The organism is Pseudomonas peradeniyensis (assembly GCF_014268935.2).
GTDB classification, from domain to species: domain Bacteria; phylum Pseudomonadota; class Gammaproteobacteria; order Pseudomonadales; family Pseudomonadaceae; genus Aquipseudomonas; species Aquipseudomonas peradeniyensis.
Genome location: NZ_JABWRJ020000005.1, coordinates 188,667 through 201,690, shown reverse-complemented (window position 1 = coordinate 201,690; position 13,024 = coordinate 188,667). Strand labels below are relative to the sequence as shown.

The 13,024-nt window shown below is 63.4% G+C and carries 10 protein-coding genes; all 10 read right to left on the bottom strand.

Annotated features, from left to right (window positions below; genetic code table 11):
* Nucleotides 1-7: 7 nt before the first annotated feature.
* The 10 genes from flgH to flgC all read right to left on the bottom strand — a co-directional run bounded on the left by flgH (nt 8) and on the right by flgC (nt 13,023).
* Nucleotides 8-703, bottom strand: coding sequence for a flagellar basal body L-ring protein FlgH (flgH, locus tag HU751_RS25120; protein ID WP_050706703.1), 696 nt, complete (start codon nt 701-703; stop codon nt 8-10).
* A 79-nt stretch (nt 704-782) separates the two neighbouring features.
* A complete protein-coding gene (gene flgG, locus HU751_RS25115) occupies nt 783-1,568 on the bottom strand; it encodes a flagellar basal-body rod protein FlgG (RefSeq protein WP_050706704.1) in 786 nt (261 codons plus the stop codon).
* A gap of 48 nt (nt 1,569-1,616) precedes the next feature.
* Nucleotides 1,617-2,357 (bottom strand): flagellar basal body rod protein FlgF, encoded by a 741-nt coding sequence (locus HU751_RS25110; RefSeq protein ID WP_186714861.1) that lies wholly within the window; start codon nt 2,355-2,357, stop codon nt 1,617-1,619.
* A 217-nt stretch (nt 2,358-2,574) separates the two neighbouring features.
* Nucleotides 2,575-6,978 carry a beta strand repeat-containing protein gene (locus HU751_RS25105; RefSeq protein WP_217862553.1) on the bottom strand — a complete coding sequence of 1,468 codons (4,404 nt, stop codon included), beginning with the start codon at nt 6,976-6,978 and terminating at the stop codon, nt 2,575-2,577.
* A gap of 66 nt (nt 6,979-7,044) precedes the next feature.
* Nucleotides 7,045-8,358: an HlyD family type I secretion periplasmic adaptor subunit gene (locus HU751_RS25100; RefSeq protein ID WP_186735509.1), complete on the bottom strand. Its 1,314-nt coding sequence runs from the start codon at nt 8,356-8,358 to the stop codon at nt 7,045-7,047.
* Entirely contained in the window at nt 8,355-10,085 is a 1,731-nt protein-coding gene (locus tag HU751_RS25095) for a type I secretion system permease/ATPase (RefSeq protein ID WP_186735511.1), read from the bottom strand. Before HU751_RS25095 ends, HU751_RS25100 begins: the two co-directional genes overlap by 4 nt.
* Nucleotides 10,086-10,203: 118 nt before the next feature.
* Nucleotides 10,204-10,389 (bottom strand): hypothetical protein, encoded by a 186-nt coding sequence (locus tag HU751_RS25090; RefSeq protein WP_050706708.1) that lies wholly within the window; start codon nt 10,387-10,389, stop codon nt 10,204-10,206.
* 72 nt (nt 10,390-10,461) lie between these two features.
* On the bottom strand, nt 10,462-11,835 hold the full coding sequence (gene flgE, locus HU751_RS25085) for a flagellar hook protein FlgE (protein ID WP_186735513.1): 1,374 nt from the start codon (nt 11,833-11,835) through the stop codon (nt 10,462-10,464).
* A 30-nt stretch (nt 11,836-11,865) separates the two neighbouring features.
* Complete coding sequence (gene flgD / locus HU751_RS25080; RefSeq protein ID WP_186735515.1) at nt 11,866-12,564, bottom strand: flagellar hook assembly protein FlgD; 699 nt, start codon at nt 12,562-12,564, stop codon at nt 11,866-11,868.
* 15 nt (nt 12,565-12,579) lie between these two features.
* Nucleotides 12,580-13,023, bottom strand: a complete 444-nt coding sequence (gene flgC, locus HU751_RS25075) for a flagellar basal body rod protein FlgC (RefSeq protein ID WP_050706711.1) — start codon at nt 13,021-13,023, stop codon at nt 12,580-12,582.
* Nucleotide 13,024: the final 1 nt, after the last annotated feature.

Here is a 13,024-nt window from a genome sequence, read left to right as displayed (position 1 = left end):
TCCGTACTCAGAAGGGCCAGAGCGGGCTGATGAAGAAACGGTCCAGCCAACCGGGCTGGCTGGCATCGGCGAACGAGCCGGTGCCCGAATAGGTGATGCGCGCGTCGGCCACGCGAGTGGACGGCACGGTGTTGTCGGTGGCGATGTCGTCGGCACGGATCAGGCCGGCAATGCGCACCAGTTCCTCGCCGGTGTTCAGCGTCATCCACTTCTCGCCGCGCACGGCGATGATGCCGTTGGGCAGCACCTCGGCCACGGTCACCGTGATGGAACCGGTCAGGGTGTTGCCTTGGGTGGCCTTGCTGTCGCCCTTGGTGGAGCGGTCGCCGCTGTAACCGGCTTCGAGCGTGAGGTCGCCGCTACCCAGCGGGTTGTTGGTGTTGGGCACGGTGCCGAACAGCGAGGTCAGGCCGATATCGGCCTTGCTGTTCTTCTGGATCTGGGAACCGGCGTTCTTGCTCGCCGAGGTACGCTCGTTGAGGGTGATGGTGATGATGTCACCGACCCGGAACGCCTTGCGATCAGTGTACAGGCCCTGCTCGAAGCCGGCCTGGTAGATCGAGCCGTTGTTGGCCGCTGCCGGCAACGGGGTGCGCGGCAAGACCGGCGCATAATACGGGTCGTTTGGCTTGGGCGTCGGCGCAACGCAACCAGCCAGCAACACCACCCCCCCCAGGGCGAATACGGACAACAGACGGCTCATGACACTTACCTCATGGTGAAACAGGCGCTGCAACAGCGAGCGGATGATCAGCGGCCCGCCTTGATCGGACCGCCAGGGCTTACAGCTGCTGGGTGACGAACGACAGCATCTTGTCGGCGGCGGAGATGACCTTGGAGTTCATCTCGTAGGCACGCTGGGTGGTGATCATGTTGACCATCTCTTCCACGGTGCTGACGTTGGACGCCTCCAGGGTTTTCTGCAGGGTGGGGCCGAAGCCGTTCAGGCCTGGCGTGCCAATCTGCGGCGCACCGCTGGCGGCGGTCTCGAGGAACAGGTTGCCGCCGATGGCCTGCAGGCCCGCCGGGTTGATGAAGTCGGCGGTCTGGATGTTGCCGATGACCTGCGCGGCCGGGTTGCCGGGGGTAGTGATCGACACAGTGCCGTCCTGGCCGACGGTGAAGGTCTGGGCATCCGGCGGTACGACGACCGCAGGTTCCAGGGCGAAGCCGTTGGCGGTGACGACCTGGCCGTCGGAGTTCAGGTGGAAGGTACCGTCGCGGGTATAGGAGACGGTGCCGTCAGGCTGCAGCACCTGGAAGAAGCCACGACCGTTGACTGCCATGTCCAGCGGATTCTCGGTCGTCTGCAGGCTGCCGGTCTGGAAGTTCTTCTGGGTGCCGACGATACGTACACCGGTACCGACCTGCAGGCCCGAAGGCAGCTCGCTGTCCTGGGTGGACTGCGCACCGGGCTGACGCTTGATCTGGTACAGCAGGTCCTGAAACTCGGCGCGATCACGCTTGAAACCCGTGGTCGAGACGTTGGCCAGGTTGTTCGAGATGACCGCCAGGTTGGTATCCTGGGCGGACAGGCCGGTTTTAGCGACCCAAAGAGCCGGAAGCATTTAGTGTTCTCCTCGTGCGCCTGTTTTACGGCACCCGTTCAAATGTGATTAACCGATCTGCAAAACCCGAGCCATGGCTTGATCGCCTTCCTCGGCCGCTTTCATCATCTTGACGTGCAACTCGAACTGTCGGGACAGCGCCAGCACCGATGTCATCTCCTCCACGGCATTGACGTTACTGCCCTCGAGGAAGCCCGACACCACGCGCACGTTCACGTCCATGTCGGCCGGCTGGCCGCTGGCGGTACGGATCAGCCCGTCCTGGCCCTTGGTCATGCCCTTGATATCAGGGTTGACCAGCTTGATCCGGTCGACCTCGGCCATCACCCGCGGGTCTTCGCCCATGGCGCGGATGCTGATGGTGCCGTCATCGCCGATCTCGACCTTCTGCTCCGGTGGTATGGCGATCGGACCGCCATTGCCGATTACCGCCATGCCGTTGCCGGCGCGCAACACACCAAGGGCGTCAATGTTCAGGCCGCCAGTGCGCACGTAGGCCTCGCTACCATCGGGGGCCTGCACGGCGATAAAGCCGTTGCCGCTGACCGCCACATCCAGCTCGCGACCGGTTTCCACCAGCGGACCGGCACTGAAATCGGTGGCCGGCCGTTCGCTCATGGCGAATGCACGCGCCGGAAAGCTGTCGCCGAACACCGGCATCGAACGGGCCTGTTCCAGGTCACGCTGGAAGCCGTTGGTGGAAACGTTCGCCAGGTTGTTGGCATGGGCCTTCTGCGCCAGCGCGTTCTGGCTGGCGCCGGTCATGGCCACGTAAAGCATCTTGTCCACAGTCATCCTCCGCTGCACGGGCGATCGATTGCCGGTCGCCGTGGCTGTGCGATGCTTCGAGCAAGTTTCGCGCCAATTGCCACAGAAACGACAAAGACCCCGGTTTACGGGGCCTTTGCCGAAAGTCACGCTGTCAGAGAGACAAAATCTCGGCGGCGGGTGCCTGACAGCGGCAAGGCTTGGCCGCCTGCGGACGCTGTCAGACGCCGCTTGCCTGTCAGGTGATGGTGAAGGTGTCACCATTGTTGGTCTGGAACGACTCGATGGTGTTCGAGCCGGCGTACCAGTTGCTGAGCATCACCCCCGAATCGAGGTTGCCGGCATTCCAGTCAGCCTTGGAAAAAATGAAGGCATTGACGCCATCATTCTGCACCACGACATCCTGGAAGGTCTGGATGTTCTTCAGCACCACCACGTCGACACCTGCGCTACCGGTATCCTGGATCACCACCCCCGCCTTGGAGTAGATCGTGTAGACATCGCTGCCCTCGCCACCAAAGGCGTAGCCGGCCGACATCATGTCCAGGCGGTCTGCGCCGGCGCCACCATAGAGTTCGTAGGCAAAGCCGTTACCGACCAGGCGATCGTTGCCATCATCACCATATGCCTTGCCGTTGGTGGTCTGGATGGTGTCGTTGCCGGCATCACCATGGTAGACGGAACCCGTGTCGTTCAGCGCACCGGTGATGGTGTCGTCGCCGTCACCGCCATTGACGACATCCGCCTGGGCGACCTGGGTGTTCGCCGGGCGCGCCAGGGCACCGAATTCGGTGGAGTAGATGCCATCCCCGTAGAGGATGTCATTGCCCGCGCCGCCATTGATGACATCATCGCCTTCGGCGCCATGGAGCGTGTTCGCACCGGCATCGCCATTGAGCACATCGGCGAACGCGGAGCCCGCCAGCCCTTCGATTCCACTCAGTACATCACCCTCGGCATGCCCACCCGCCACGGTGCCTGCGGCAAGATCGATCGACACGCCGGCATTGCTCGAGATGTACCAGGCCGAATCCCGACCGGCCCCACCATTGATCACATCCGCACCCGCACCGCCAATGAAGTTCTCGTTCGCAGTGGTCCCCACGAAGGTATCGTTGAATGCAGTGCCCTCGAAGCTCTCGATGCTGGTAAAGAGGTCGCTGCCAGTGGCATTCAGGTCGAGCGTGACGCCCGCGCCCTCACCTGCGAACGTCAACAGATCGACACCTAGCGAGCCATTGAAGTCGTTGGGCTGGTCGTTGGCCACGAAAACGTCGCCCAACGACGAGCCGACGAACTTCTCGATGCCCTCGAAGGTATCGCCCTCGGCGATACCGCCATGCACGCCGGTCTTGAGATTCAGGAGAATGCCGGCCGCGCTGTCGCCATACGAAACGGTGTCGATACCCGCGCCACCGACGAATCGGTCGGCACCGGCACCGCCAAACAAGGTGTCATTGCCAGCGCCACCGACAATCACATTGTTGCTGGCATTGCCATATCCGACGAAATTGCCAGAGCCGATGTAGGTGAGGTTTTCCACCTCGCTGGTCAGGGTATAGCTGGCCAGCGTCGTGCGCACCTCATCGATGCCGCCACCGGCACGCTCGACCACACCGGCCGAGCCGTACAGGTAGTACACGTCGTTGCCGGCACCGCCATTGAAGGACTTGCTGAAGCCATTGGCCTGCATGATGAAGGTGTCGTCCTTGCTGGAACCGACAACACCCAGCATCCCCGTGAACGTATCACCCTCGGCGTCACCGCCCTGGCCCTTGCCACCGGTGTTGTCGATGGTGATGGTCACCGCCTGCTCGGACAGCGAGTAGTCCATCATATCGTCCAGACCACCACTGAAGGTCTGCGCGCGGGCATCGCTGATGAAGGTATCGGCGAAGTTCGAGCCCTGGAACACCTCGATGCTGTCGAAGGTGTCGCCGGCGGCAATGCCGGTGTGCACGCCAGTCTTGAAGTTCAGCGTGATGCCGGCGCCGGCATCGGTGTACGACACCGTGTCGTTGCCCGCGCCGCCGATGAAGCGGTCGGCACCCGCGCCGCCACGCATCACGTCGTTGCCGCTGCCGCCGGTGATGATGTTGTCGCTGGCGTTGCCGACACCGGTGAAGTTGCCGGTGCCGAGGTAGGTGAGGTTTTCCACCTCGCTGGTCAGGGTATAGCTGGCCAGCGTCGTGCGCACCTCATCGATGCCGCCACCGGCACGCTCGACCACACCGGCCGCACCGTACAGGTAGTACACGTCGTTGCCGGCACCGCCATTGAAGGACTTGCTGAAGCCATTGGCCTGCATGATGAAGGTGTCGTCCTTGCTGGAACCGACAACACCCAGCATCCCCGTGAACGTATCACCCTCGGCGTCACCGCCCTGGCCCTTGCCACCGGTGTTGTCGATGGTGATGGTCACCGCCTGCTCGGACAGCGAGTAGTCCATCATATCGTCCAGACCACCACTGAAGGTCTGCGCGCGGGCATCGCTGATGAAGGTATCGGCGAAGTTCGAGCCCTGGAACACCTCGATGCTGTCGAAGGTGTCGCCGGCGGCAATGCCGGTGTGCACGCCAGTCTTGAAGTTCAGCGTGATGCCGGCGCCGGCATCGGTGTACGACACCGTGTCGTTGCCCGCGCCGCCGATGAAGCGGTCGGCACCCGCGCCGCCACGCATCACGTCGTTGCCGCTGCCGCCGGTGATGATGTTGTCGCTGGCGTTGCCGACACCGGTGAAGTTGCCGGTGCCGAGGTAGGTGAGGTTTTCCACCTCGCTGGTCAGGGTATAGCTGGCCAGCGTCGTGCGCACCTCATCAATGCCGCCGCCAGTCTGCTCGGCCACGCCTGCCGCTGCATACAAGTAATAGACATCATTGCCTGCACCACCATTGAACGACTTGCTTGATCCGTTAGCCTGCATGATGAACGTGTCGTTCAGACTGGAACCAATGATGCCCCCCATGCCTGTGAAGGTATCACCTTCCGCATCGCCACCTTGCCCCTTGCCACCGGTGTTGTCGATGGTGATGGTCACCGCCTGCTCGGACAGCGAGTAGTCCATCATATCGTCCAGACCACCACTGAAGGTCTGCGCGCGGGCATCGCTGATGAAGGTATCGGCGAAGTTCGAGCCCTGGAACACCTCGATGCTGTCGAAGGTGTCGCCGGCGGCAATGCCGGTGTGCACGCCGGTCTTGAAGTTCAGCGTGATGCCGGCGCCGGCATCGGTGTACGACACCGTGTCGTTGCCCGCGCCGCCGATGAAGCGGTCGGCACCCGCGCCGCCACGCATCACGTCGTTGCCGCTGCCGCCGGTGATGATGTTGTCGCTGGCGTTGCCGACACCGGTGAAGTTGCCGGTGCCGAGGTAGGTGAGGTTTTCCACCTCGCTGGTCAGGGTATAGCTGGCCAGCGTCGTGCGCACCTCATCGATGCCGCCACCGGCACGCTCGACCACACCGGCCGAGCCGTACAGGTAGTACACGTCGTTGCCGGCACCGCCATTGAAGGACTTGCTGAAGCCATTGGCCTGCATGATGAAGGTGTCGTCCTTGCTGGAACCGACAACACCCAGCATCCCCGTGAACGTATCACCCTCGGCGTCACCGCCCTGGCCCTTGCCACCGGTGTTGTCGATGGTGATGGTCACCGCCTGCTCGGACAGCGAGTAGTCCATCATATCGTCCAGACCACCACTGAAGGTCTGCGCGCGGGCATCGCTGATGAAGGTATCGGCGAAGTTCGAGCCCTGGAACACCTCGATGCTGTCGAAGGTGTCGCCGGCGGCAATGCCGGTGTGCACGCCAGTCTTGAAGTTCAGCGTGATGCCGGCGCCGGCATCGGTGTACGACACCGTGTCGTTGCCCGCGCCGCCGATGAAGCGGTCGGCACCCGCGCCGCCACGCATCACGTCGTTGCCGCTGCCGCCGGTGATGATGTTGTCGCTGGCGTTGCCGACACCGGTGAAGTTGCCGGTGCCGAGGTAGGTGAGGTTTTCCACCTCGCTGGTCAGGGTATAGCTGGCCAGCGTCGTGCGCACCTCATCAATGCCGCCGCCAGTCTGCTCGGCCACGCCTGCCGCTGCATACAAGTAATAGACATCATTGCCTGCACCACCATTGAACGACTTGCTTGATCCGTTAGCCTGCATGATGAACGTGTCGTTCAGACTGGAACCAATGATGCCCCCCATGCCTGTGAAGGTATCACCTTCCGCATCGCCACCTTGCCCCTTGCCACCGGTGTTGTCGATGGTGATGGTCACCGCCTGGCCAGACAGCGAGTAGTCCATCACATCGTTGAGACCGCCACTGAACTTCTGGGCGCGGGCATCGCTGATGAAGGTATCGGCGAAGTTCGAGCCCTGGAACACCTCGATGCTTTCAAAGGTGTCGCCGGCGGCAATGCCAGTATGCACGCCGGTCTTGAAGTTCAGCGTGATGCCGGCGCCGGCATCGGTGTACGACACTGTGTCGTTGCCCGCACCACCGATAAAGCGATCGGCACCCGCGCCACCGTATAGCGTGTCGTTGCCATCACCGCCATTGATGATGTCATCGCCACCCTTGCCAAAAATCTGATCGTCCGCACTGGTGCCGACCAGATTATCGGCGCCTTCGGTTCCCTGGATAACAGCCATGTCTACTCATTCCTTGCCAATGGTTGAACAATCCCTGCATGACTACGCCCACCCTCCGGTCGGCGCTCATCCTTCCCTGAATGCCCGTTGCGCATGGTCGCCTACTGGCTTGAGCAGATAGGACAGCACGGTGCGACGACCCGTCTGGATCATCGATTCCACCGGCATGCCCGGCACCAGCGTGAGGCCGTCCAGCTTGCGCTGCTCGGCCTTGTCGATATGAATGCCGGCGCGGTAGAAGCCGAGCCCGCTCTGCGGGTCGGTTACCAGGTCGGCGGAAAGACGCACCACCCGCCCGAGCACTTCGGGGGTGGTCGCGCGATTGAACGCACTGAAGCGCAGCAACGCCTCCTGGCCGAGCACGACCTGGTCGATGTCCTGCGGGCTGATGCGTGCCTCGACCAACAGTTCGTCGTCCAGCGGGACGATCTGCATCAAGGTCTCGGCCGGCGAGATCACACCGCCCACGGTGTGTACCGCCAACTGCTGGACCCGTCCGGTACTGGGCGCCAGCACTTCTACGCGCTTGAGCTGATCGGCCGCAGCAACCTCGCGCTCCACCCATTCGCCCTGCTGCGCCATCAGGTCACGCAGCTCGCCGGAGACCTGCTCGCGGAACCGCTGGTCCACCTGCAACAGCTCCAGACGCGTTTCGGCAATGCGCGCCCGCGCCTCGGCGATGGCCGCGACCAACTGGCCACGCTCACCCTGCAGGCGAGCGATGCCGCGGGCCAGGGCATTGACCCGGTCGAGGGTCATCAGGCCCTTCTTCTGCAAGATCTTGACGGCCTGGTATTCCTCGTCGATCAGACGAATCTCCTCGCCCTTTGTGCGCTGCTGCAGGTCATGACCGGCGATGGTCTGGGTCAGTTGCTCGATGCGCTCGCGCAACTGCTGCTTCTGCCCCTCCCGCGACTGGCGACGGTCGACGAACAACTGCCGCTCACTGGCCAACACCGCCTGCACCTGCGCCTCACCCTCGCGCGCGACAAGCCGCGACGGCGTGTCCACCCGCGCCAGGCCATCGCGCTCCGCCTCAAGCCGAGCCTGGCGCGCCAAGGCCTGGTCAAGGGCCTTGGCGACAATGGCATGACTGGCCTCCTGCAAGGTCGCGTCCAGTCGCAGCAGCACGTCACCGGCCTGCACCGATTGCCCCTCGCCAACCAGCAACTGCGCCACCACGCCACCACTGGGATGCTGGACTTTCTTCACGCTGTCCTGCACCGCCACCGCCCCCGGCGCAATCACCGCACCGGCCAGTTCAGTGACGGCCGACCACGACAGCGCGCCGCCCAGCAACACCACCACGACCCCGGCACCGGCCCACAGGTGGCCACGCAGCGAACGCAGCAGCCCCTGCTCATCATCGATCCGCATCATGCCTGCACACCTCCCTTGGCCACTCGCGGCTCGGCGAGCGCCACCGGTCGCGCCAGCACGGTATCGCGCGGGCCAAATGCCGCCTGCGCCCCCTGCTCAAGCACCAGCACCTGGTCCATCACCGCCAGCAGCCCGGAACGGTGGGCGATGGCCACCACCACCCCACCGCGCGCCTTGACACCCTCGATCGCCCGGGCCAACGCCCGTTCACCCTCGGCATCGAGGTTGGCATTGGGCTCGTCGAGCACCACCAGGAACGGCTCGCCATACAACGCGCGGGCAAGACCGATACGCTGCCGCTGCCCTGCCGAAAGATTGACACCGCCCTCACCGACCGGCGTGTCATAGCCCTGTGGGAGTTGCAGGATCAACTCGTGGACACCGGCCTGACACGCCGCCGCGACAATCGCTGCGGCGTCGGCTTGCGGATCCAGACGCGCGATGTTCTGCCCCACGCTCGCCTCGAACAGATCGACACTCTGCGGCAGGTAGCCGGTCATGGCCGCCCGCGCCGCATCCGGCCAGAGCTCCAGCGCCGCGCCATCCAGGCAGACCTGGCCACGCAGCGCCGGCCACGCACCGACCAAGGCCCGCGCCAGCGACGACTTACCCGAGGCGCTGGGGCCGATCACCGCCAGCGAGCTGCCGGCAACCAGGCTGAAATTCACCCCTTGCAGCACCAGACGCTGCACGCCCGGCGGCGCCACGCACAGGCCGCTCACCTGGACCTGGCTGCGAGCACCAGGCAACGCGGTCCGATGCGCGGAGGGCGGAAAGATCGCCAGCACCCCGCGCAACTGCTGCCAGGCCAGCCGCGCGGACACCAGGCTGCGCCAGGTGCCGATGATCTGCTCGGCCGGGGCCAGGGTGCGGGCGACGATGATCGAGGCGGCGACAATCGCACCGCCGCTGAGATCGCCCCCGATCACCAACCAGGCCCCCACCCCCAGGGACGCCGATTGCACCAACTGGCGCAGGGCCTTGGTGATACCGCCATAGAAGCTGCCGACATCGGCGCTGCGCCGCTGCAACGTGGCGTACTGCTCCTGCAGCGCCTGCCAACGGTCGGCGGCACGCTCGGTCATGCCCATCGCGGCGAGCACTTCGGCGCCGCCATGGGCCTGTTGGCCCAGGCGATTGCGCTGGCTGGCCAGTGCCGCGCTATCGCGCATGGCCTGGCGTGTACCCCGGTCGGTGAGCCAGGTCAGCAGCACCATCAGCACGATCATGCCCAGCGCCAGCCAGCCCAGGGATGGATGGATATAGAAGCTGACCGCGAGGTACACCGGCATCCACGGCAAGTCGAAGAACGCCATGAGCCCGGGACCGGCGATAAAAGCGCGGATCTGTTCAAGCTCCTGGGCGGGCTTGAGCGGGTCCTGGTCCAGGGCGATCTTCAGCGGCGTGCCGGCGATGATCCTGAACACCTGCGTCGAAAGCGCCCCATCCACCATGCCGGCGATCCGCGACATGACCCGCGAGCGAATGATGTCGAGCACGGCGAACACCAGGTACGCACCCGCCACCAGCAGCCCCAGCGCCACCAGGGTGGGCAGGCTGCGACTGGGGATGACCCGGTCATAGACCTCGAGCATGAACAGGGGGCCGATCAACGCCAGCAGGTTGATCACGCCGGAGAACAGGGCCGCACCGACCAGGCCCTTTTTCAAGGCCACGCGAAGCGCTGCCGGCAGCACGCTCGCGCCAGTATCCTTACTGCTTTTCAAGAGTTCCGATCCTTGGAAAATGACGCTTGCCAGTCACCCGAACGGGTGGGATGGCGCGGATCATACCTGAAGCAAATCCGCCAATCGATGGCCTCAAGCCATCATTTTTTGCCTTGGGTCAAAGCGACCGGCAACCGGCATTGTCGAACGGCCCGGCAAAGCGTTTCCAGCCCTCGCCTGGCGACCATTGCGAACATACCAGGCGCCCGTCGGCCTGGCTTTCCCAGCGCCACCAGGGCGCCATCGCGGCCTGCGCCTGGAGCAGGCAGAGCGCCGCAACAGCGGCAGCGACCAGCTTTTTCATGGAGCCTCTCCTCGAAAATGACGAACCCCTTCGTGCAAAGGGGTTCGTCGACAAACGCTCAGCCAGCGACCATCAGGTCATCTGGATGGTGGTCTGCATGAGGGTGCTTTCAGTGGAGATGGTCTTGGCGTTGGCTTGGTAGAAGCTCTGCGCCTTGATCAGCTCGACCAGCTCCTTGGTCAGGTTGACGTTGGAAGCCTCCAGCGAGTTGGACTCCACCGAGCCCAGGGTGCCAGTTTTTGGCGCGTCGATACCTGGAATACCCGAGGCGAAGGTCTCCTTCCAGCGGGTACCGCCGACCTGCTGCAGGCCCTGCTCGTTGGCGAAGCTGGCAATGGCTACCTGGCCGATGGCGCGGGACTGCTGGTTGCTGAAACTGGCGAACATCACGCCGGTGGAGTCGATCGACAGGTTCGACAGGACACCGGTGGCATAACCGTCCTGGGACTGCGAGCTGCGCGCCGTCTCGAGGTTGTAGGAGGTGGTGCTGTTCATCGACAGGCGCATACCGCTGGCGTTACCCACCGAGCCGTTGGAGCCCCAGTTGCCCGCGGCGTCCTTGGCGGCCGGGATCCAGCCCTTCATGGTGAAGGTGTTGTTGACCACGCTCCAGTCGAACGTCCCCACCGGCGTGGTCGGCACGTTGTCAGGGCTGGCGGTCATGGCCTTGACGCTGCCGTCGGGGTTGAAGTCGATGTTGCCAATGAGCGGCGTGGTCTTGCTCGGGTCGTAGGGGTTGCGGCCATCCACCAGGGTGTACATGGTCCACTCGTTCTCGCCGGTCTTGCGGTAGAACTGCTCCATGACATGTTCGTTGCCCTGGCTGTCGTACACCTTGGTCGGGAACGACTTGGTATAGGTTGCCTGATCCTTCGGGTCGAACGGCTTGTTCGGCACCATTGCGGGCGGCGTGGAATTGTCCAGGACCTCCAGCGGAATGTCGGGGGCCGAGGAGTTCAGGTTGATGCCCTGGTCGATCAGGGTGGTCGCCTTCGGCGCCATTGCCGAGGTATCGATCCGCAGGTCGGTCAGCACGCCCTTCATGATCTTGCCATTGGCATCGACCCCATAGCCTTGCAGACCCAGGCCATCGGAGGTGACGACATAGCCATCCTTGTTGGTCTGGAACGCACCGGCACGGGTATAGCTCAGCGAACCGTTGTCGGACAGGACGAAGAAGCCCTGGCCCTGGATGCCCATGTCCAGTACGTTGCCGGTGTTGTTGACGTCGCCCTGGCCGAACTGCTGGGAAACCGTGGCCAGGCGCACGCCGTTGCCGACCTGGTTCTTGCCCACGCCCAGGCGGTTGGCGCCGGCGTAGACGTCGGCGAACTCGGCGCGCGACGACTTGAAGCCGACGGTCTCGGAGTTGGCGATGTTGTTGCCGGTGACATCAAGCTGCTTGTTGGCTGCGTAAAGACCGCTAAGGCCGATATTGAAAGACATGCATTCACTCCTTATGCCGTGCTAGCGGCCTTAGATTCCGATGGTTTGTACTTTGGAGATGCCCAGCTTGCCGATCCCGGCAAGGTTGAGCATCATCTCGCCGCCGTTCTGGAAGCTGACACTGGTGACCTTGGCCGGCAGCATCGTGTACATCTCCTGCGACTTGCCGTCGACAGTGGTGGTGGCGGTGAAGGTATAGGTACCCGCCTCGACTTTTTCGCCCTTGTCGTTGGTGCCGTCCCAGATGAAATCGGCGGTGCCTTTCTTCTGCTCGCCCAACTGGATGGTCTTGACCACGTTGCCATCCTTGTCCTTGATGGTCACCTTGCCGTCGGTGATGTTCTGCGGCACGACCACCTGGCCATTGAGGCTTTCCTTCGGATCGAAGAGGGCCTTGTCGTTCTGCACGATCACCGAACGCCCTACCAGGGAGGAGGCTTGCAGCGCCTGGGACGAGCCCATGCCGCTGATGATCGAGTTGACCGAGCTGTTCAGGGTCTGGATGCCTTCCAGACTGCTGAACTGCGCCAGCTGGGCGATGAACTGACCGTTGTCCTGGGGATCCAGCGGGTTCTGGTGCTGCATCTGGGTGACCAGCAGCTTGAGAAACGCATCCTTGCCCAGCGCGTTCTTGTCGACAGGCTCGGTGGTGGTTTTCTTGGTGCCGGTGCTGACCCCGGATTTTGTCAGCACATCATTGAGATTCACGCTGGGGTTTTCGACTGCCATGATCGGGATTCCTTATCACTGACCCAGGGTCAGCACTTTCTGCATCATGTTCTTGGCGGTGTTCATCAGCTCGGCGTTGGTCTGGAATGCACGGCTGGCAGAGATCATGTCGGCCATCTCCTCGACCACGTTGACATTCGGGTAGTAGACGTAGCCATCCTTGTTCGCCGACGGATGATTCGGCTCGTAGCGCGCCTCGAGGTTGCTCTGGTCCTCGATGATGCCCTTGACCTGGACGCCCTGTCCGGCCTCGCCCTGCTCCTCGAACAGCGACTGGCCCATGCCGTTCTGCGCGTTCTGGAAGGTGGTGGCGAACACCGGATGGCGGGCGCGGTAGGTCTGGTCGATGCTCGAGGACACCGTCTCGGCGTTGGCGATGTTCGAGGCAACGGTGTTCAGGCGCGTGTTCTGCGCGCTCATGCCGCTACCGGCGATGTTGAAGACACTGGCAAGGGACATG